Consider the following 20425-nt stretch of genomic DNA (forward strand, 5'->3'; position numbering starts at 1 on the left):
CCGGACCGGACGGGGTCCCGGCGGGAGGGGCCACCGTCACGGCCCGTCCGCACCGCGGTCGGCCGCCGGTCCCGGAGGGCCGGGGCCCGCGCCTGCGGGCGGACGATCGTGTTCGCACGGTACGGGCGGTCGCCGCCCCCTGCGGGGCGCCGTCGTCTCTGCCGTCTCCCCGGGGCAGGGGGGAGAGCGGACCCCCTCGGCGGGGAGGTCTCCATGAGCGGGGATGGAGTGGGACGCCCTCGGCGGGCGAGAGGCGGGAGGCGTCCGCTCCGGACCCGGTCCGGGCGGGAGCGGGCCGGTGCTAGGCGGGCTGCGGGACGGTGGCCTGCGCCCGGCGGTGCTCCACGATCGAGTTGATGATGGCGTTGAGGTCGCGGGTCGGCTCGTAGCCGATCAGGTCCTTGGCCAGCGAGGTGTCGGGGTAGCGGCGCTGCATGTCCTCGTAGCCCTCGCCGTAGGCCTCGTCGTAGTCGATGTAGACGATCTCGCTGTCCGAGCCGGTCAGCTCCACGACGCGGTCGGCCAGCCCCTTGATGGACACCTCCTCGTGCCCGCCCAGGTTGACCGCCCGGTTGTAGGCCGCCGGGGTGTCCATCAGCTCCAGCATGCCGGGCACCACGTCGAACACCGAGCCGAAGCAGCGGCGCTGCGTCCCGGTGCCGTAGACGGTGATGGGCCGGCCCGCGAGCGCCTGGTCGACGAACCGGGGCACGACCATGCCGTAGCGGCCGGTCTGGCGGGGCCCCACCACGTTGAAGAAGCGGGTGATCACGCACGGGACGCCGGACTCGGAGCCGTGCACGTAGGCCACCAGCTCGTCCAGCCCCTTGGCCGCGGCGTAGGACCAGCGGCTCTTGGTCGGCGAGCCGTAGATCCGGTCGTCGTCCTCCTTGAGCCCGTCGGCGTCGTTCTTGCCGTAGACCTCGCTGGTGGACGCGACCATGTAGGGCACCCGGTGGCGGACCGCGGCCTCCACCACGTTCTCGGTGCCGTGCAGGTTGATCCGCAGCGACCTCAGCGGCGCGTCGACGATGTTGTAGACGCCCACCGCCGCGGCCAGGTGGAACACCGTGTCGGCGTGCGAGACCAGGTCGTCGACCAGGTCCCGGTCCAGGATGTCCCCTTGTACGAAGCGGAACCCGGGTGAGCCCTCCAGTTGGACCAGGTTCTGTAGGGACCCGGTCGAAAGGTCGTCCAGGACGACCACCTCGTGCCCCTGTGCGACGAGGCGGTCGCACAGGTGGGAGCCGATGAAGCCGGCTCCTCCGGTGACCACAGCCTTCATGGTTTCCCCTCCATTTTCAGGCGTTGACTTGTTTCTTCACTGGGGAGATGACGCGAAATGGGATGGGTGGGGGGTTCCGGTGCCGGGGCGGGGCCCGGCGCCGCTCAGGCCAGACAGCGCAGGATGTGGAAGCCCTCGCCGAAGGCGACGCCGGCCTGCATGCCCCGTAGGACGGCCAGGCTGCGCAGGGTCAACTCCGAGCGGGTGTGCGGGTGCCGGTGGCTCTGCGACCCGTACAGCTCCATGCCGAGGAGTTTGTCCCCCACCTCCTTCTCGGACAGTTCCACGATGAGGTTGGGCGAGGGCGCCTGCTCCAGCCGCCACTGGTCGGCGGCCTCCTCGTAGGCGAGCACCAGGCGGGGGTGGTGGCGCAGCTCCCTGTCGGACGGGCGCAGGGCGGTGTGCACCGCTTCGGCCGTGGCCTGGTGGTCCTGGTTGTAGCTGGTCCGGTGGGGGGCGATGACCACGGTCGGCCGCAGCCGCGAGACGGCCAGCGGGCTGGTGCTCTCGATGATCTGGGTGAGCTCCACGCGGGGGACGGCGTCCAGTCTCAGGTGGTACTCGTCGCCGGGCAGCGCCATGTGCCAGTCGTCCCAGCGGAAGTGGTCGGCGACCTTCTTGATCTCCGCGTAGCGCTCCTCCGCGGTGGAGAAACCCTTCGGCGACTGGTCTGCGGTGTCCCCGACGGTCATGAACTGCACGAAGACCTCGGCGCCCTCGGCCTTGGCCTTGCTCATGAGGCCGCCGCAGCCGAGCGTCTCGTCGTCCGGGTGTGGTGCGAAGACCAGGATGCGTTCCTGGGACCAGTCCGTCGTCATGCTGGTTTCCCGTCCTTTACCGAGTGTTGGGGCGCGCGCCCGCGAGCGGTACGGCTGCGGGGTGCCCCGGGTGACACGGCGGCCGCGGTGCCGCCACGGGGAGATCGGCTCGTGTGAGATCAGCTCTGTGCTCTCGCCCGACGGAGGATCTCCAGGGCGTCCGGACCCGCGTTGAGCAGCAGGTCGATCGCCGACAGCCGGGGGGCGAAGTCCTCGGGCTCCCGCTGGTGCTGGCGGTAGACCGGGTGCCGGAACCCCTGCCACTCGACGTCGATCCCGTAGCGGAGCAGGATCTGCGGGTCGAGGTAGCCCCGGGCCCCGTCGCCGGACAGCAGGACGTCCGCTCCGGTCTTCGCGCAGATCTGGGCCAGCAGCTCGGTCTTGCGGCCGGGGAAGTCACCGATCTCGCTCGCGCGCAGGACCGGCGTGTCGATGCCGAATCCGCGCATCACCATCCGCGTCGTGGCGATGGCCAGGGTCGCGAGGTCGTCCCACTCGGTCTCGTACAGGTGGGCGATTTCTTCCTTGTACTCGTTCCAGTAGGGCGTCTTGGGGTAACAGTGTTCTGCCAGTGCCTTGAGGTGCTTTGCCCTCCATTTCTGGTTGTTGTCAATCTCTTTGTCCAGAATGCGGTCGTCTCGACTGCCCTGGGTCACGGGAACCGTCAATAGCACCGGGCGGCCACGTCCGGCCACATAGTTCCGGTTCTGCCATCCGCGGCGCTCGAACTGCACCGTGTCGAGGAAGACGAAGAGGTCGCAACGGTCGAGTTTGTCGACCGTTCCCAGCCAGGGCAGGTAGTGCGGCTGGTGGACCGCCACCCGGACGCGCCGGTCCGGGGAGGTGTCCCGGCCGGTCAGCGGGCCGGAGCCGGGTTCTCGATCCGAGGCGGCGGGAGCAGGATCGGGTGATGGGGAAGCAGGGTCGCCGATCACGCCGGGCACTCTCCTTGTCTCCGTCCGTCTCGGAACACGTGGGCCCCCGCGTATCGGGGCCGTCCGGGGATAAACCGACGGCGCGTGCGCCCCCGGTCCCCGATCTCAAATATCTTCTAATGGGTACCACTTCACGCAAGCCCGTGTATACGATTTCCGTGGCCTACATAGGACGCGAACTCGGGTGAACCCCTCCAGGTGGCAGGGCGTCAACCTAACGCCGACTTAGCGGGTTATTGTCGGTCCGAAACCGCTGACTTTCGGGAGGGGTCCCAAGGCTGTGCGTATCGTGCGTTTCGTCGGCGGCCTGCTGATCGGGCTCATCGCCCTGGCACTTGCCGCCGCGCTCTTCGTCTTCTGGCTCGACTTCGCGACCGACATGGCCGCCGCGGCCGGACTCGGCCCCGTCGGGTACGTGTTCCTGTGGCTCGCCTTCGGCGCCAACCTTCTGCTCTGGACCGCCGTCGGGCTGCTGCGCCTGGGGGACGACTCCGTCCGCGCCGTGCTGCGGCGCGGCGCCGCGGCCGACGAACGCCGGGCCGTCCGCTCCCGCGAACGCGTCCTCGTCGGCGCCGGCGGCCCCTCCGGGGACGCCGGGACCGAGGGCGATCACGCCCCGGAGGCCGGGGACGGCCCCCGGGACGCCACCATCGCCGTGGTCATCCCCGCCCACAACGAGGAACCGGTCATCCACGGGGCCATTGGCTCGGCGCTGGGCCTGTTCCCCCGGTGGGACATCTACGTCGTGTCGGACTCCTCCAAGGACTCCACCGCCGAGATCGCCGCCAAGACCGGCGTCAACGTCCTGGAGCTGCTCACCAACCGCGGCAAGGCCGGGGCCATCGAGGCCGTCATCGAGGAGTTCGCGCTCACCGAGAACTACGACGGCGTGCTCATCCTCGACGCCGACACCGAGCTCGACAAGGGGTACGTCGACGGGGTGCGGCGCCAGCTGCGCGACCCCAAGGTCGCCGCCGTCGCCGGGTTCGTGGTGTCGGAGTGGAAGCCGCGTGAGCGGACCTTCGTCGGCCGGATGATCTCCGCCTACCGCGACCGCCTGTACTTCATGCTCCAGTACTTCATGCGGTTCGGGCAGACCTGGCGCGGCACCAACGCGTCGTTCATCGTCCCCGGCTTCGCCAGCGTGTACCGCAGCGAGGCGCTGCGGGAGATCGAGGTCAACCCCGAGGGCCTGGTCATCGAGGACTTCAACATGACGTTCGAGGTGCAGCACAAGCGCCTGGGGCGGATCTCGATGCGGCCGGACACCAAGGCCTACAGCCAGGACCCGTTCACGTTCTCCGACTACCGCAAGCAGGTGGGCCGGTGGACGCTGGGATTCTGGCAGACGGTGCGCAGACACGGGATCTGGCCCAGCACGTTCTGGGTGTTCCTCGGGCTGTACATCCTCGAGGTCGTGGTGGTCTCGGTCATCCTGCTGCTGACCACGGTCGTCGCCGTGTTCGTCCTGATCGGCACCGTCGCCGGGGAGGCGTTCGTGTCGGTGCCCCTCGTGGGGACGTCGTTCACGGCGGTCACGGCGTTCCTGCCGCTGACGGCGCTGGCCATGGGCCTGCTCATCCCCGACTACATGCTCACCTGCGTCATGGCCGCGATCCGGCGGCGGCCGTCGTACCTCGTGTACGGGCTGCTGTTCTTCCCGATCCGGGTGGTGGACGCCTTCATCACGCTCCGGATGATCCCGCGGGCCTGGACCGCCCGGTCGGACGGCCGGTGGGCCAGCCCCGACCGCGTCTCGAAGAAGTGACACCGTGCGGCGCGGGGGCGCCGCGCGGTGTGGGAGACGGCACGTGGCACCCCGGGGACGGCCGGTTTCGGACAGCGTTTAGCCTCGGGAAAGGGCCCCGGATCTCCGCGGGGTGCGAGACCGTCCGAGTGGGTGTGGAGCAACGGTGGACAAGAGCCGTGTGTCGTTGGGGTTGTACCGGGTGCTGGCCTATGTGACCGGTGTCTTCCTGCTGGGCCTGACCTTCGTGGCCATGCCCGCCAAGTACCTCGTCGGGGAGACCGCGCGGTTCTCCCTGATGCCGGCGCCGTTCGGCCTGGACCACTGGTTCGGGCCCGAGTCGCCGCTGATGCTGTTCATCGCCATGCCGCACGGCTACATCTACATGGTGTACGTGCTGGTGGTGCTGTGGGTCGCCCTGGACCGCCGCTGGAGCGCGCCCAAGACGCTCGGTGTGGTGCTGGCCGGCACCATCCCGATCCTCGGCTTCGTGGTCGAGCACCGTGTCGTGAAGGCGGAGAAGGCGAAGGAGGCCGGGGCGGCCGCCCCGGCTCAGGAGCCCGCCGCCGCCGGCTGATCCCCGGGCCGCTCCCCCGGACCCGCGGCCTCCTCCGACCGGGCCCCCTCCGCCTCGGAGGGGGCCTTCGTGTCGCCGGAGGCCCGCGCGTCCGCCAGCTCGCGCCGCATCAGCAGGACCCAGAACACCAGCGCGGAGACGCCGAACATCGCCCACTGGAAGGTGTAGCTCAGGCTGCGCCAGTTGACCGTGAACCCGGTGGGCGGCTCGGGCGGCGGCACCGGCGTGAGGCCCTCGGCCGCCGGGTCGCCCTCGGGCAGGATGACGTACCCCTCGTAGAGGGGGTGGTCCCACTCGTTGACCAGCAGCGAGGTGGCGATCCGCTCCACCGTCCCGTCCTCGGTGGCGACCGGGGTGAACCCGCCGTCGGAGACCGGCGGCAGCAGCCAGCCGGTGACGGTCACCTCCCCGCCGGGGACCTCGGGGGCCGCGGCGCCCTCGGGGATCCAGCCGCGGTCGACGGTGACGGCCGCGCCGTCGTCGGTGACCAGCGGCAGGATGACGTCGTGGCCGCGGGCGCCGTCCTCGGTGCGCGGCACCAGCAGCGTCTCCTCGGGGGAGTAGCGCCCGGTGACGGTGACCGCCGTGTTGGCGAAGGTCTCCGGGTGCATGTACTCGCCGGGTTCGAGGAGGCCGTCCAGCGGCACGGCGCCGGCGAGGTCCTCCACCGGGTTGGTGATGACCTCGCGGTCCGGCTCGAAGGCGCGGACGAACTGCCAGGCGGTACCGGCGACGCACACCGCGGCGACCAGGAGGATGCCGAGGTGGATGCCGAGCCATCGGGGACGGAGCAGCGGTGATCTCACCCGACCAGGCTATGTGCGCCTCCGGAGGAGTCGGTCATGACCCCGGGTTGACACTGCACGCGGTGGCTTGGGCCGGTATCGACGGAGGAATGGCGATCACTTTAAGTAAGTTCTCGTGACAGAGGGTTGTCTACCGAGGTCGGGGTGGGTAGTGTCTCTATCAACGCGGAACGACAAAGTCGCTCCGGGGCCCCAGGGGCCGCCGAGCGCACCGAGCCGACCGCGTGCGGACCTTCCAGGCCGCGACTCCAGGGGGGAGGAGTCGCAGGCCGTTTCCCAGGCGAGGGGCGCTTCCGTACTTTGAGGGGGGATGCGGAAGCGGCCCTCGCCGCCTTTGTGCGGCGGGGTGCGCCTTCGGGCGCACCCCGTCCGCGTGTCCGGGGTCACCGCCCGGTGTCACTGCGCGGCGGTCGCGGCGCGGCGGGCCTGGGGGAGCGTGTAGGCGAGGGCGACGCCGAAGCAGGCGGAGAGGGTGACGCCCAGCAGCAGGTCGGTGAGGACGGCGGCGAAGCCCATGCCGACCGCCAGTCCGAGGGAGAGTCCGAGGGTCCAGTCCGGGGAGGTGCTCTGTGTCTTCGTCATGTGCACCATCCTCGCCGCCGGGCCGCGGGGCCGGTAGGCGCCGTTGTCACCGGCCCGGGATGACGGTTGTCACCCCGGGCGCCGGCATCCCTCACATGTCCTGTTCGGGGGCGGTGCGGGGGCTCAGCCCATGGTCTTCTGGCCGTCGAAGGACTCGCGGATGATGTCGGCGTGGCCGCAGTGCTGGGCGGTCTCTCGGAGGATGTGCAGGAGCACGTCGCGGACCGACCAGGAGGCGCCCTGCTCGAACCACGGGGCCTCCGGGAGCGGGTGGCTCTTCTCCAGGTCGGGCAGGGAGAGGACGTACTCCTCGGTCGCGGCCGCGACGAGGTCGTAGCGGGCGAGGGTGCCCTCCAGGGTCTCGCCGTCCAGCAGGTTGAAGCTGTCGGCCTGCTCCTGCCAGGAGGCCGGGTCCTCGTAGTCGACCGGCTCGGCGGGCGGGCCGTCCTGGGCGAACCGGATCCAGTTCTCCTCCATCTGCGTCACGTGCTTGACCAGGCCCGCCAGCGTCAGCTCGCTGTCGGTGGTGCGCCGGGTGGCCTGGTGGTCGTCCAGCCCTCTGACCGCGAACCGCAGGAAGTCGCGCTGGTCCGCGAGCATCTTCAGGATGGAGGTGCGCTCGGTGTCCGTCGCCATCGTGGCCGCCTTCTCTCTTCGCCGTCTCGGTGGTACCACCCTAGAAAGCGTGGAGGTCAGGTTCTGTCCTCCACCGGCGGCGGATACCGGTGGCCTCCCGGCGCTTGCGGATACCCTGGCGTTCTGGCGACCCGGAGGCCCCATGACCATTCCGCTCCAGTACCGGATCGACGGACCGCGGCACGCGCCCGTCGTGCTGCTCGTGCCGCCGTTCGGCACCACCATGTCGGTGTGGGAGCCGCAGATGCCCGAGCTGACCCGCAACCGCCGGGTCCTGCGGATCGACCACCGCGGCCACGGCTCCTCGCCGGCCGCGGCCGGCTCGTGCGGCATCGAGGACCTCGCGCTGGACGTGCTGGCGCTGCTGGAGAAGCTGGACCTGGCACGGGTGTCGGCGGTGGGCGCCGGGTTCGCCGCCTCGCTGGTGGTGTGGATCGCCGCCAACTCGCCGCGCACCCTGGAGCGGATCGCCCTGCTGGCCGCGGCGCCGCGCACGCCCCCCGCGCACCGGTGGAGCCGGCTGGCGGACCGGGCGCGCGAGGCCGGGATGGAGTCGGTGCTGGCCGACGTGTCGCTGCCGTGGTTCACCCCCGACATGGGGCGGGAGCGCCCCGACGTGGTGGAGCGGTTCACCGACGAGCTGGGCCGGATCGACCCGGCGACGTTCGCCTCGGTGTGCGACGCGGTGCACGCGATGGACCAGCGGCACCTGGTCGCGGGCGTGCGGGTGCCCGCCCTGGTCGTGTCGGCCGCGCACGATCCCCTGCTGCCGCCCGGGCACGGGCGCAGGCTCGCCGACGGCATCGCCGACTCCCGGTTCGAGGTCGTCGCGGGAGCCGCGCACCTGCTCGGTGTGGAGCGGGCGGACCGGGTCAACGAGCTGCTGGTGGAGCACGTGGCCCCGTGACTCAGATGAGCGGGCGGCTGACCTCCAGCAGGTAGCCGTCCGGGTCGCGGAAGTGGGCGGCGCGGATCCCCCACGCCGTCCAGTCGCGCGGCGCCATCACCTGGCGCGCCCCGGCGGCGACCAGCCGGGCGGCGGTGGCGTCCACGTCGTCCACCTCGAACACCACGGCCATGCGGTCCTGGTGGGGCAGTCCGGGGTCGGCCGTGTCGGTCTCCAGCGCCTCGGCCATGACCTCGCGCTGGTTGAGCGCCAGGCGGGTGGTGGAGTCCACGTCGAACTCGGCGTAGCGGCTGTGCTCGTCACCGCGCAGCACGGGGAGCTTGAGCACGTCGGAGTAGAACCGGAAGCAGGCTTCGTAGTCGTCGACCAGTAGGCGGATGTAGCTGCAGCGCATCTCGGGGGCCTCCCAGCGGGGTCTGCGGTCGTCGGCACCAGTGTGGCGCCTCGGGGTGACGCCCTTCCTGAGTATCCGTACCCGGTTTCCGGGTCCAGGGGGGTGCCGACACGGTGGCGGGGGATTTCCCGCGGACGTCCGGATGCGGCCACGCCCCTGCGCCGAGCCGTGCCTTCGCCGGGGATGGCCCACGTGCGGCGATCCGTATCATCCCTACTTTCAGATGTAGTGCTTGTCCTGTCTTATGTAGTACATGTACTATCAATCGCAGTAGAGAGACGATGAGAGAGGAGCGGCCATGGCGGAGCCCAGAGCACGATCGGTGGCCCGGGAGGTGTCGTACGGGACCCCCGAGCCGGCCGCGATCACCGTTCGCGGCCTGCGCATGAACTACGGGGCCACCGAGGTCCTGCGCGGTGTCGACCTGACCGCCCGCCGCGGCGAGGTCGTCGCCCTGCTCGGCCCCAACGGGGCCGGCAAGACCACCACCGTCGAGATCCTGGAGGGTTTCCGGGCCCGTTCCGCCGGCGAGGTCGAGGTGCTGGGCTCGGACCCGGCCCGCGGCGACGAGCGCTGGCGGTCCCGGATCGGCGTGGTCATGCAGTCCTGGCGCGACCACGCCGCCTGGAGGGTGCGCGACCTCGTCGACCACTTCGGCCGCTTCCACGCCCCCTACTCCGAGCCCGGCCGCCCGCGCCCCTACGACACCGACGAACTGCTGGAGTCCCTGGGCCTGGCCGAGCACGCCCACAAGCGGCTGCGCACCCTCTCCGGCGGCCAGCGGCGCCGCGTCGACGTCGCCCTGGGCCTGGTCGGCCGCCCCGAGCTGCTCTTCCTCGACGAGCCCACCACCGGCCTGGACCCCCAGGCCCGGCGGGACTTCCACGAGCTGGTCCACCGGCTCACCGACGAGGACGACACCACCGTCCTGCTCACCACCCACGACCTGGCCGAGGCCGAGAAGCTCGCCGACCGCGTCCTCATCCTCGCGGGCGGGCGCATCGTCGCCGACGGCAGCGCGGACCGGCTCTCCTCCCTGGTCGGCATGCAGAGCGAGGTCACCTGGAGCGTCGGCGGGGAGCGCCACGTGCACGCCACCGACAACCCGGCCCGGCACATCGCCGAGCTGTACCGGGTGCACGGGGACGGGGTCACCGACCTCAAGGTCCTGCGTCCCTCGCTGGAGGAGGTCTACCTGGACCTGGTCCAGCGCTCCGAGTCCGGCGACGCCGAGCGCGCCGCCGCCGAGTTCGCCGAGGAGATCCGATGAACCCCGCCCTCAACGCCGTCCGCGCCGGGTTCTCGCGCGGCTGGACCGAGTTCAAGAACACGTTCTCCAACCCGGGGGAGGTCGCCGGCGGCTACCTGCTCACCCCGGCGGTCTTCGTGGGCGTCTCCCTCTTCACCTCCGACTCCTCGTTCGGGACCGAGGGAACGTCCACGGGCGCCTACCTCATGGCCTCCGGGGTGACGATGCTGCTCATCCTGCTCGGGACCATCACCATCGCCCAGGTCGTCGGGAGCGAGCGCGAGGACGGCACCCTGCTGCGCGCCCGCGTGGTCCCCGACGGGATGGTCGGCTACACGGTGGCCAAGACCTGGTACCTGCTGACCATGTCGCTCATGTCCCTGTTGTTCATGCTGGTCCCCGGGATGGTCCTCATCGACGGGTTCGCCGTCCAAGGCGCCGCCGGCGCGGTCACCCTGGCCTGGGTCTGCGTGCTGGCCCTGCTGGCCCTGGCACCGGTCGGCGCCGTCGTCGGGGCGGTCCTGAGCAATCCGCGCACCGGTGTCGGCATGCTCATGCTCCCCGTCATGGGGCTGACCGGGATCTCCGGGGTGCTCTTCCCCATGACGCTGATGCCCGGCTGGCTCCAGGCCGTCGCCCAGTTCTTCCCCGTCTACTGGGTCGGGCTGGGCGTGCGCTCCGCGGTCCTGCCCCCGGCCCAGGCCGCCGCCGAGCTGGCCGGGTCCTGGCAGCTGCCGCAGGTCGCCGGGGTGCTGGCGCTGTGGGCCGTGGTCGGGTTCGCGGCCGCGCAGTGGGTGCTGCGCCGGATGACCCGCAAGACGTCGGGGTCGAGGGTCCAGCAGGCCCGGGAGAAGGCGATGCAGCGTGCCTACTGAGAAGAAGAAGGCTGCGAACGCCGAGGCCATCTACAACCGCATCGCGATGCTGCGGGCGGAGCGGGACGTCTCGCGGCGCCAGCTCGCCGAGGCGCTCGGGGTGCACTACCAGACGGTGGGCTACCTGGAGCGGGGCGAGTACAGCCCCAGCCTCCACCTGGCCCTGAGGATCGCCCGCTACTTCGAGGTCCCGGTGGAGGTCGTGTTCTCCACCGAGCCCTTCCCCCGCATCGGCGGTTGAGCCGCCGCACCCGACCGCACCACCACGAAGGATCGCCATGTTCATCGGACAGCCGAACAACCGGACCCAGGAGCGCATCCGCTCCATGATCGAGAACCCGCGGCGCCGGGCGTTCTGGGCGGCGCGCTCGCGCCGCCGCGCGGCGGTGGCCGTCTTCGTCGCCCTCACCCTGGCGGCGGCCCTGTTCCTCGCCCTGCCCCTGGTCGTCGGCGCCTCGCTGTCGTTCCCCGGGATGGCCGGGTTCGTCGGGCTGCTGCTCGTGAGCGCGGTGCTGTCGACCCACATCAACATCGCCGCCCGCTGGGTGGTGGGCTACCACGGCCTGGACGAGTTCCAGCGGGCGGAGATGGACCGGGCCACCCGCCTCGGCCACCACGTGACGGCCGCCCTGGCGACCCTGCTCGTCGCGGTGACCGCCGGATTCGCCACGGCGGCGCCCGGAACGGACATGGGGGCCGAGGTGCCGCTGGCCGTGCTGGCGCCGCTGGTGGTGGTCACCACCATGGCCCACGCAGCGTTCCCGGCCTGCTACCTGGCCTGGACCCGCCCCGACGAGCTCCCCGACGACGAGGACTGACGGCCGGGACCCCCGGAGCGGCGGGGGAGGGCGGGCCGGTCACCAGATGTCGGGGCCGGCCCAGCCGTAGGTGTCGCGGTGGGAGACGGCGGCGAGCTCGTCCTCGGAGAGGACGCGGGGCTCGCCGAGCCGGCGGGCGCGCAGGTAGGCGGCGCACAGCCAGTCGAGCAGGCGCAGGTTCTCCAGGGCGTGCTCCAGGCCCCGGCCCAGGGCGACCCCGCCGTGGTCGGCCAGCAGCGCGGCGTCGCGGCCCTTGAGGGCCTTGACCGCCTGGTCGGCGATGTCGCCGCTGCCGTAGAGGGTGTACGGCGTTACCGCGATCGCCCCGCCCAGGGCCGCGGCGCGGTGGTGGATCGGCGGCAGCTCGGCCAGCACCGAGGACACGGCGACGGTGTCGGCCGTGAACGCGTTGACCACGGCGCTCGACTCCCGCCCGTGGTCGGCGGTCCGCCGGTGCACGGCCATGTGCAGGGTGGTCTCGGCCGCCGGGTCGCGGCGGCCCTCCAGCATCCGGTCGTCCAGCGCCATCACCGGGCAGTCGGCGGGCTGGACCTGGTCCAGGGGGACCCCGTGCGGGGTGACGACGACCAGGTCCCCGTTGCGGACGCTGAGGGTGGCGGATTCGCCGGGGGCGATCCCGGGGAGTGCGGCGAGGGTCCGGGCGGCCAGGCAGACGTCCCGTCGTTCCTGCTCCAACAACATCTGGCGACTTCCTCGAGGGTGCGCGGTCGGACCCTGGGCGGGCCGTCGGTGCCGGACGCCCGTGAGCCGGGCGAACCACTTAGGTGCACCTAAATGTACGTCAAAGTCTCTTCCCCGTATTCCCCAGGCCCGGGCGTGGGCTCCGCCCCCGACCGCCGCGGCGTGTGGTTCCTTACGCCTGGGTCACGTGGTGCGGACCACGGGTGACGACGCCTCTTGCGGTCATTCGCGCTGTTCAGGGCCTGTTCGTAGGCATTGTGACGCAAGTGTCCCGTGAGGAGAGGTTGTTTGTGACCAGCGGACGAGGGCACACCGGGCCCGTGAACGAACGCCATGACACCCTCCCGGAGGCGCCCTACCTGGCGCCCCCGGGCTCGACCCGCGCCACCAGCATTCACATCGACGGGCAGTGGCGGGCCGCCCGCGACGGCCGGGTGCGGGAGATCATCGACCCCGCCGACGCGTCCGTGCTGACCGTTGTCAGCGAGGGCGGCCGGGCCGACACCGAGGACGCGATCGCCGCCGCCGGGCGGGCCTTCGCCGGCCCGTGGCGCGGCACCGCGGCGGGCGAGCGCACACGCCTGCTGGAACGCATCGCCGACCTCCTCCAGCGGGACCGGGCAGACATCGCCCTGGCGGAGTCCCTCGACACCGGCAAGACGGTGGAGGAGGGCGGCATCGACGTCGACGACGTCACCGGGGTCTTCCGCTACTACGCGGGCCTGGCCGACAAGGACGCCGGCCGCCTGGTGTCCGCGCCCGAGGGGGTGCAGAGCCGGATCGTGTACGAACCCGTCGGCGTCTGCGGCCTCATCACCCCCTGGAACTACCCGCTGCTCCAGCTCTCCTGGAAGCTCGCCCCGGCCCTGGCCGCCGGGAACACCTGCGTGATCAAGCCCACCGAGGTCACCCCCGTCACCAGCCTCAAGCTCATGGAGCTGGTGGTGGAGGCGGGCGTCCCCGCCGGGGTCGTCAACCTGGTCACCGGCAGCGGGCCCGAGGCGGGCGCGCCCCTGTCGGAGCACCCCGGCGTGGACCTGGTGTCCTTCACCGGCGGCCTGGCCACCGGGCGGCTGATCATGGCCGCCGCCGCGCCCACGGTCAAGAGGGTCGCGCTGGAGCTGGGCGGCAAGAACCCCAACATCGTCTTCCCGGACGTGGACCTGGACACCGCCGTGGATTATGCCCTCTCCGCCGCGTTCTTCCACTCCGGCCAGGTCTGCTCGGCCGGGGCCCGGCTCATCGTGCACGAGGACGTCCACGACGCCTTCACCGCCGAGCTGGCCCGCCGCGCCGACGCCATCCGCATCGGCCGCGGCCAGGACGAGGGGGTGCGCTGCGGCCCGCTGGTGTCGGAGCGGCACCGCGCCAAGGTCGAGGCCGCCGTCGCCCGCGGCCTCGAGGAGGGCGCGCGCGTCATCGCGGGCGGCAGGCGCCCCGACGAGCCCGGGCTCCGGGACGGCTACTTCTACCGCCCCACCGTGTTCGTCGACTGCGACCGCTCCATGGACATCGTGCAGACCGAGGTGTTCGGCCCGGTCGTCACCGTCGAGCGCTTCCGCACCGAGGAGGAGGCGATCGCCCTGGGCAACGACACCGACTACGGGCTCTCCGGCGGCGTGTGGACGGACGACACCGCGCGCGGCGAGCGCGTGGCGGCGGCCCTGCGCCACGGCACCGTCTGGATCAACGACTACGGCCCCTACTTCCCCGGAGCCGAGTGGGGAGGCTTCGGCCGCAGCGGCATCGGCCGCGAACTCGGCCCGTCCGGGCTCGCCGAGTACCGGGAGGCCAAGCACATCTACCGCAACCTGGCACCCGAACCGCAGCGCTGGTTCGGCTGACCGCGAAGGCACGGGCCGGTCTCCCCGCCATCCCCCGGCAGAACAACGAGAGGAATCACGCCGTGTCCCACGACCGGACCTACGACTACGTGATCGTCGGCGGCGGCACCGCGGGGTCGGTGCTCGCCGACCGCCTCACCGAGGACCCCGCCACCACCGTCTGCCTGATCGAGGGCGGGCCCGACGACCGGGACCTGGAGCACGTGCTCCGCCTGCGCGACTGGCTGGGCGTCCTCGACGGCGACCTCGACCTGAAGTACACGACCACCGAGCAGCCCCGCGGCAACTCGCACATCCTCCACTCGCGGGCCCGCGTGCTGGGCGGGTGCTCCTCCCACAACACGCTCATCAGCTTCCGGCCCTTCGCCGAGGACCTCGACGACTGGGTGGCCGCCGGGGCCGAGGGCTGGGACAACGCCACCGTGCAGTCCTACGCCGACCGGATCAAGTGCAACATCGTCCCGGTCGCCGACAAGGACCGCAACACCATGGTCCGCGACTGGGTGGAGTCCGCGGCGAAGGCCGCCGGGGTCCCGGTCGTCGAGGACTTCAACGCGCTGACCTCGCACGGCGGCGGGTTCTCCGGGGGCGCCGGGTTCCTGTCCATCGCCTACGACCCCTACACCGGGTACCGCTCCTCGGCGTCGGTCGCCTACCTGCACCCGGTCATGGACGTGCGCGACAACCTCACCGTCCTGTTGGAGACCTGGGTGGACAGGGTCGTCCTGGACGGGGACCGCGCCACCGGGGTGGAGGCGACGGACGGGGACGGGACCCGTGTCTCGGTGTCGGCGCGGCGCGAGGTGATCCTGTGCGCGGGCGCCGTCGACACGCCCCGGCTGCTGCTGCTCTCCGGCATCGGCGACACCGCGCACCTGCGCGAGGTCGGGGTGGAGCCCCGCCACGACCTGCCGGGCGTGGGCGAGAACCTGCTCGACCACCCCGAGTCGATCATCATGTGGAGGACGAGCCGGCCGGTCCCGCAGAACACGGTGATGCACTCCGACGCCGCGCTGTTCGTCCGGCGCGACGGCTCCGATCCGCGCCCGGACCTGATGTTCCACATCTACCAGGTCCCCTTCGACGACAACACGAAGCGGCTGGGCTACACCTCCCCGCCCGACGGCTACGCGGTCTGCATGACCCCGAACATCCCGCGCTCGCGCTCGCGCGGCCGCCTCTACCTGACCAGCGCGGACCCCCGGGACAAGCCCGCCCTGGACTTCCGGTACTTCACCGACCCCGACGGCTACGACGAGCGGACCATCGTCGACGGCCTCAAGCTCGCCCGGAGGGTGGCCGAGGCCGAGCCGTTCCGCTCCTGGATCGAGGCCGAGGTCGCCCCCGGCCCCGGCGTGCGGACCGACGAGGAGCTGTCGGAGTACGGTCGCCGCGCCGCCCACACCGTCTACCACCCGGCGGGCACCTGCCGCATGGGCGCCGCCGACGACCCGATGGCCGTGGTCGACCCGCGGCTGCGGGTGCGGGGCCTGCGCGGGCTGCGGATCGCCGACGCGTCCGTCTTCCCGACCCTGCCCACTCCCAACCCCATGGTCACGGTCCTGGCCCTGGGCGAGCGCGCCGCCGACCTGGTACGCGAGGACCACCGCCGCGAGGAGGCCCGATGAGCGCCCCTACGACCGAACCCGCCACGCCGCCGGGCGGCGGGCGGGACGTCACCTTCTCCGTCCGCAACCTGTGGAAGATCTTCGGCAGGAACGCCGACACCGTCATCGGCAGCGGGCTGGAGCGGGCCGACCGGGACCGGATCAGGGAGGAGACCGGCTGCACCGTCGCGGTGCGCGACGTCTCCTTCGACGTCCGGCCGGGTGAGATCTTCGTGGTCATGGGCCTGTCCGGCTCGGGGAAGTCCACGCTCATCCGCTGCCTGACCCGCCTGATCGAGCCCACGGCGGGGCAGGTCCTGCTCGACGGCGAGGACATCGGCGAGGCCACCCCGCAGCGGCTGCGCGAGCTGCGCCGCCACAAGATCGCCATGGTCTTCCAGCACTTCGGGCTGCTGCCCAACCGCAGGATCATCGACAACGTGGCCTACGGCCTGGAGGTGCGCGGCATGGCGCGCCCCGAACGCTACGAGCGGGCCGAGCAGATGATCGGCATGGTCGGCCTGTCGGGCTACGAGGACTCCCGGCCGGGCGAGCTGTCCGGCGGCATGCAGCAGCGTGTCGGCCTGGCCCGCGCGCTGGCGGTGGACCCCGAGGTGCTGCTGTTCGACGAGCCGTTCAGCGCCCTGGACCCGCTCATCCGCCGCGACATGCAGCAGGAGGTCGTCCGGCTCCAGCGCGAGCTGGCCAAGACCTCGGTGTTCATCACCCACGACCTCCAGGAGGCGCTCAAGCTGGGCGACCGCATCGCCATCATGCGCGACGGCGAACTCGTCCAGGTGGGCACCCCGGAGGAGGTGGTGGGGCGGCCGGCCGACGCGTACGTCGCCGACTTCACCTCCGACGTCGCCCGCACCACCGTGCTCACGGCCCGCTGGCTGGTGCGCGATCCCTTCCCCGAGGAGAGCACCGACGGGCCGGTGACCGAACCCGGCACCGTGCTGGCGGAGGTGCTGCCGATGCTCGCCGCCAGCACCGCCCCGGTGCGGGTGGTGGAGGACGGCCGGCTGCTCGGCTACGTGGGCCGCGACGACGTGCTGCGCGCCATCGCCGAGGACCAGCTGGCCGACGCCTCCGTGGCCGCCGCCATCGAGGAGGAGACGGTGGGCGAGCTGTCCGAGGACCTCGTCGACCACGGCTCCGACAACCCCGCGGCCGACACCGCCCCGGATGCTCCCATCGACACCGGCAACCCCACCGATCCCAATGGCCCGGATGGCCTCACCGGCTCCGGTGATCCCACCGACACCGGCGGGCTCGGCGGCCCCACCGACACCGGTAGCCCCGATGACCCCATTGGCTCTGGTGGCCTCACCGGCCCCGACGATCCTGGTGGACCCGACCGCCCGGGAGGTCCCACCAGTCCCGGCAGCCCCGGCAGCGCCACTGGCCCCGGAGGCCCCAATAGCCCGGGAGGTCCCATCGGCCTAGGCGGGCCCGCCGACGCCGGCGGGCCCGGCGAGTCCGGTCGGGCGGGGGAGGGAGGGCCGGCGGGGGCCTCGGCGGTGCCGGCGCCTCCTGAGGCACCTGCGGCCTCCGACTCCCCGGAAGGCCCGGAGGCCCCGGGCTCCGGGCGGGTCCCGCAGGCCCCGGCCGGGACCGACCCCGCGGGGCACGGGGGTCCCGCACCGACCGGGTCGGGTGGCTGACATGGCCGTGACGACCCCGGCGGGGGGAGCCGGAGCGTCCGACCCGGCGCTCCGGGAGCGGGCGGGCCGGCCCCGGGCGTCCGCGCGCCGGGACCCGGCCGCGGCACTGCGGTCCCCGTGGGTCCGGGCGCTGGTGGTGTTCGCCGTGCTGGTGGCGGGCTACTGGGCGGCGCGCCTGGCCTGGGGCGGCGGACCCGGCTTCCCGACCGGCACCGGTGAGCGGTTCATGGCGTGGCTGGACGGGATCTACGCCTGGATCGTCGTCAACCGCAACGACAGCCCGCTGTTCCTGTACTTCTTCAACTACATCTCGGTGGGGCTGGGGTCGGCCGTCGTGCTGATCAACCGGTTCCTGGAGTTCCTGACCTGGCCCGGCGTGACCGTGCTCGGCGCCATCGTCGCCTGGCGGGTGGCCGGATGGCGGGTCGCGCTGCTGGTCCTGGCCACCTTCGGGGTGTTCGCCCTGACCGGGCTGTGGGACGAGTCGATGCGGACGCTGGCGCTGATCATCACCTCGGTCACCATAGCCCTGCTGGTCGGCGTCCCGCTGGGCGTCCTGGCGGGGCGCAGCGACGGCTTCCACCGGGCGGTCCGGCCGGTGCTGGACTTCATGCAGATCATGCCGGCGTTCGCGTACCTGCTGCCGTTCGTGCTGCTGTTCGGCATCGGCGACCCGGCGGCGGCCGTGGTCACCGCGGTCTACGCGATCCCGCCCGCGGTGCGCATCACCGCGCTGGCCATCCGCGAGGTGCCCCGGGGCGCCATCGAGGCGACCACCTCGCTGGGGTCTACGCCCTGGCAGATCCTCACCAAGGTGCAGCTGCCCAGCGCCCGGCGCACCATCCTGCTGGGCGTCAACCAGACCATCATGCTGGCCGTGTCCATGGTCGTCATCGCGTCGGTCATCGGCGCGGGCGGCCTGGGCGACGCCATCTACCAGGCCCTGTCCAAGGTCAACGTGGGGCAGGCGCTCCAGGCCGGGCTGGCGATCGTCATGCTCGCCATCGCCATGGACCGGGTGACCGGCGCCGTCGGGCACGGCTCGCGGGGTGCGAACAGGCTTCCCGAGCGGTACCGGTTGCCGCTGCTGGGGGCGGACCTCGCCGTCCTCGTCACCACCGTGGCGGTGTGCCGCCTGGTGGGGGTGGGGGGCTGGCCGCGCGAGCTGTCCGTCGACATCAGCGGCCCGGTGAACGCCTTCGAGGACTGGCTCCAGGCGGCGGTCGGCCCGTTCACCACGGCGCTGGGCACGTGGACCCTGGACTGGGTGCTGGGCCCGCTGAGCGAGCTGCTGGGCGGCTCGCCGTGGTGGCTGGTGATCCTGTGCGCCACCGCGCTGGGGTGGGTCTTCGGGGGGTGGCGCGTCGCGCTGGTCTCCGCCGGGTCGTTCGCGGCCGTCGGCCTGCTCGGGGTGTGGGACAACGCCATGGACACACTGTCCCAGGTGCTGGTGGCGTCGGTGCTGACCGTGGCGCTGGGCGTGGTCGTCGGGGTGCTGATGTCGCGCAGCGACGTGTTCGCCGCGATCCTGCGGCCCGTCCTGGACGCCATGCAGACCCTGCCGCCGTTCGTGTACCTCATCCCGGCGGTGGCGCTGTTCGGCATCGGGCGGGTGCCCGCCCTGGTGGCGGCGGTCATCTTCGCGCTGCCGCCGGTGATCCGTCTGGTCAACGACGGGATCCGGGGGGTGTCCCCGGCCTCGCTGGAGGCGGCCGCCTCCCAGGGCTCCACGCGGTGGCAGCTGCTGACCAAGGTCGAGCTGCCGCTGGCGCGCGGCTCGCTGCTGCTCGCCGTCAACCAGGGGCTCATCCTCGTGCTGTCCATGGTGGTCATGGGCGCCCTGGTGGGCGCCGGGTCGCTGGGCTTCGACGTGGTGTTCGGCCTGGCGCAGAACGAGCTGGGGCTGGGTCTGGCCTCGGGCCTGGCCATCGTGTGCCTGGGCCTGTTCCTGGACCGGGTCACCCAGGGAAGGAGGGTGCAGCGTGTGTAGGGGACCCCTCGTCAGGATCCTGGCGGCCGCGACCGCGGTCGCCCTGGTCTCCTCCTGCGCGGTGCGCACCGACCAGCTCGCCCGGAACCCGGGCACGGTGCGCATGGCGCTCAACGGCTGGGTCGGCTACGAGGCCAGCGCCGAGGTGCTCGCGTACATCCTCCGCGAGGAGATGGACTACCAGGTGCAGCTGGTCCGGGTGGACGAGCAGCCGTCCTGGCAGGCCATCGACCAGGGCGTCATCGACGTCATCGTGGAGAACTGGGGCCACGAGGACCTCATGGAGCTGTACGGCCCCGAGGGCAACGGCACCGTGGTCGACGGCGGCCCCAACGGCAACGAGGGCGTGATCGGCTGGTACGTGCCCGCCTACGTGGCGGAGGAGTACCCGGAGATCACCACGCTGGAGGGGCTGCGGGAGAACACCGACGTCTTCCGCACCGCCGAGACCGGGGACCGGGGCGAGTTCCTGGGCGGCGCGCCCGGGTTCGTCACCCAGGACCAGGGGATGATCAACGCCTTCGGCCTGGACCTGGAGATCGTGTTCGCCGGGTCCGAGCCCGCGCAGATCACCGAGGTGCGGCGGCGGTACGCGGCCGGGGAGCCGGTGCTCTTCTACTTCTACGACCCGCAGTGGCTCCAGGAGGAGCTGGACCTGGTCAAGGTCGACCTGCCGGACCACGAGGAGGGCTGCGACGCCGACCCGGACTCGGTGCCCTGCGACTACCCGGCCTACGACCTGAACAAGATCTTCCGGGCCGGGTTCGTGGAGGAGAACGACCCCGCCTACCGGTTCCTCGACAACTGGACGTGGACCAACGCGGACCAGAACGAGGTGGCCCGGATGATCGCCGACGAGGGCCTGGACCCCACCGAGGCGGCCGAGATCTGGGTCCGGGAGAACCCGGACGTGTGGCGGCCGTGGCTCCCGGAGGGCTTCGGGAACCGCTGACCGCGGTGTGGGGGGCGGGTCGCGGTTGTGACGC

19 protein-coding genes and 1 pseudogene are annotated in these 20425 nt (G+C 72.0%); 12 read left to right on the forward strand and 8 right to left on the reverse strand.

Annotated elements, in window-relative coordinates; all coding sequences use genetic code 11:
• Positions 1 to 301 precede the first annotated feature (301 nt).
• The 3 genes from KGD84_RS01265 to KGD84_RS01275 all read right to left on the reverse strand — a co-directional run bounded on the left by KGD84_RS01265 (position 302) and on the right by KGD84_RS01275 (position 2924).
• Positions 302 to 1285: an NAD-dependent epimerase/dehydratase family protein gene (locus KGD84_RS01265; protein WP_220564295.1), complete on the reverse strand. Its 984-nt coding sequence runs from the start codon at positions 1283 to 1285 to the stop codon at positions 302 to 304.
• Positions 1286 to 1389: 104 nt separating this feature from the next.
• Entirely contained in the window at positions 1390 to 2103 is a 714-nt protein-coding gene (locus tag KGD84_RS01270; protein WP_220564296.1) for a PIG-L deacetylase family protein, read from the reverse strand.
• Between the two features lie 119 nt (positions 2104 to 2222).
• A complete protein-coding gene (locus tag KGD84_RS01275; protein WP_255647153.1) occupies positions 2223 to 2924 on the reverse strand; it encodes a WbqC family protein in 702 nt (233 codons plus the stop codon).
• Positions 2925 to 3318: 394 nt separating this feature from the next.
• Between KGD84_RS01275 and KGD84_RS01280 the strand changes: the two genes are divergently transcribed.
• Both KGD84_RS01280 and KGD84_RS01285 read left to right on the forward strand, forming a co-directional pair.
• Positions 3319 to 4806 (forward strand): glycosyltransferase family 2 protein, encoded by a 1488-nt coding sequence (locus KGD84_RS01280; RefSeq protein ID WP_220564298.1) that lies wholly within the window; start codon positions 3319 to 3321, stop codon positions 4804 to 4806.
• A gap of 145 nt (positions 4807 to 4951) precedes the next feature.
• Positions 4952 to 5362, forward strand: a complete 411-nt coding sequence (locus KGD84_RS01285; RefSeq protein WP_220564299.1) for a DUF3817 domain-containing protein — start codon at positions 4952 to 4954, stop codon at positions 5360 to 5362.
• On the opposite strand, the gene KGD84_RS01290 is transcribed toward KGD84_RS01285, so the two are convergent.
• The 3 genes from KGD84_RS01290 to KGD84_RS01300 form a co-directional block, all read right to left on the reverse strand.
• A complete protein-coding gene (locus tag KGD84_RS01290) occupies positions 5338 to 6168 on the reverse strand; it encodes an SURF1 family protein (RefSeq protein ID WP_220564300.1) in 831 nt (276 codons plus the stop codon). The genes KGD84_RS01285 and KGD84_RS01290 overlap by 25 nt on opposite strands.
• Positions 6169 to 6564: 396 nt before the next feature.
• Positions 6565 to 6750, reverse strand: a complete 186-nt coding sequence (locus tag KGD84_RS01295) for a hypothetical protein (protein ID WP_255646955.1) — start codon at positions 6748 to 6750, stop codon at positions 6565 to 6567.
• Between the two features lie 123 nt (positions 6751 to 6873).
• The gene (locus tag KGD84_RS01300; RefSeq protein WP_220564302.1) at positions 6874 to 7386 is read right to left on the reverse strand and encodes a DinB family protein; all 513 of its coding nucleotides are present in this window, start codon (positions 7384 to 7386) and stop codon (positions 6874 to 6876) included.
• 142 nt (positions 7387 to 7528) lie between these two features.
• Between KGD84_RS01300 and KGD84_RS01305 the strand changes: the two genes are divergently transcribed.
• On the forward strand, positions 7529 to 8293 hold the full coding sequence (locus KGD84_RS01305) for an alpha/beta fold hydrolase (RefSeq protein ID WP_220564303.1): 765 nt from the start codon (positions 7529 to 7531) through the stop codon (positions 8291 to 8293).
• Between the two features lies 1 nt (position 8294).
• Here the strand turns inward: KGD84_RS01305 and KGD84_RS01310 are convergent, their stop codons facing one another.
• Positions 8295 to 8687 carry a VOC family protein gene (locus tag KGD84_RS01310; protein ID WP_220564304.1) on the reverse strand — a complete coding sequence of 131 codons (393 nt, stop codon included), beginning with the start codon at positions 8685 to 8687 and terminating at the stop codon, positions 8295 to 8297.
• A 298-nt stretch (positions 8688 to 8985) separates the two neighbouring features.
• Here KGD84_RS01310 and KGD84_RS01315 point away from each other — a divergent pair, with 298 nt between their 5' ends.
• The 4 genes from KGD84_RS01315 to KGD84_RS01330 are packed head-to-tail and all read left to right on the forward strand — an operon-like array spanning position 8986 to position 11629.
• Positions 8986 to 9957, forward strand: a complete 972-nt coding sequence (locus KGD84_RS01315; RefSeq protein WP_220564305.1) for an ABC transporter ATP-binding protein — start codon at positions 8986 to 8988, stop codon at positions 9955 to 9957.
• Positions 9954 to 10811: an ABC transporter permease gene (locus KGD84_RS01320; protein WP_220564306.1), complete on the forward strand. Its 858-nt coding sequence runs from the start codon at positions 9954 to 9956 to the stop codon at positions 10809 to 10811. Before KGD84_RS01315 ends, KGD84_RS01320 begins: the two co-directional genes overlap by 4 nt.
• Positions 10812 to 10857: 46 nt before the next feature.
• A complete protein-coding gene (locus KGD84_RS01325) occupies positions 10858 to 11052 on the forward strand; it encodes a helix-turn-helix transcriptional regulator (protein ID WP_255647155.1) in 195 nt (64 codons plus the stop codon).
• Between the two features lie 37 nt (positions 11053 to 11089).
• On the forward strand, positions 11090 to 11629 hold the full coding sequence (locus KGD84_RS01330) for a hypothetical protein (RefSeq protein WP_220564308.1): 540 nt from the start codon (positions 11090 to 11092) through the stop codon (positions 11627 to 11629).
• Positions 11630 to 11668: 39 nt separating this feature from the next.
• On the opposite strand, the gene KGD84_RS01335 is transcribed toward KGD84_RS01330, so the two are convergent.
• Positions 11669 to 12331: a class II aldolase/adducin family protein gene (locus KGD84_RS01335; protein WP_220564309.1), complete on the reverse strand. Its 663-nt coding sequence runs from the start codon at positions 12329 to 12331 to the stop codon at positions 11669 to 11671.
• Positions 12332 to 12651: 320 nt separating this feature from the next.
• Between KGD84_RS01335 and KGD84_RS01340 the strand changes: the two genes are divergently transcribed.
• The 5 genes and pseudogenes from KGD84_RS01340 to KGD84_RS01360 all read left to right on the forward strand — a co-directional run bounded on the left by KGD84_RS01340 (position 12652) and on the right by KGD84_RS01360 (position 20391).
• Positions 12652 to 14175, forward strand: a complete 1524-nt coding sequence (locus tag KGD84_RS01340) for an aldehyde dehydrogenase family protein (protein WP_220564310.1) — start codon at positions 12652 to 12654, stop codon at positions 14173 to 14175.
• Between the two features lie 62 nt (positions 14176 to 14237).
• The gene (locus tag KGD84_RS01345; protein ID WP_220564311.1) at positions 14238 to 15803 is read left to right on the forward strand and encodes a GMC family oxidoreductase; all 1566 of its coding nucleotides are present in this window, start codon (positions 14238 to 14240) and stop codon (positions 15801 to 15803) included.
• A pseudogene (locus tag KGD84_RS01350) lies at positions 15800 to 16939 on the forward strand (quaternary amine ABC transporter ATP-binding protein); the annotation flags it as partial. The gene KGD84_RS01345 and the pseudogene KGD84_RS01350, both read left to right, overlap by 4 nt.
• 511 nt (positions 16940 to 17450) lie before the next feature.
• Positions 17451 to 19439, forward strand: a complete 1989-nt coding sequence (locus KGD84_RS01355) for an ABC transporter permease (protein WP_220564312.1) — start codon at positions 17451 to 17453, stop codon at positions 19437 to 19439.
• Entirely contained in the window at positions 19432 to 20391 is a 960-nt protein-coding gene (locus KGD84_RS01360) for an ABC transporter substrate-binding protein (protein WP_220564313.1), read from the forward strand. Before KGD84_RS01355 ends, KGD84_RS01360 begins: the two co-directional genes overlap by 8 nt.
• The last annotated feature ends 34 nt before the right edge of the window (positions 20392 to 20425 follow it).

The sequence above is a fragment of the Nocardiopsis changdeensis genome, assembly GCF_018316655.1.
GTDB lineage: Bacteria > Actinomycetota > Actinomycetes > Streptosporangiales > Streptosporangiaceae > Nocardiopsis > Nocardiopsis changdeensis.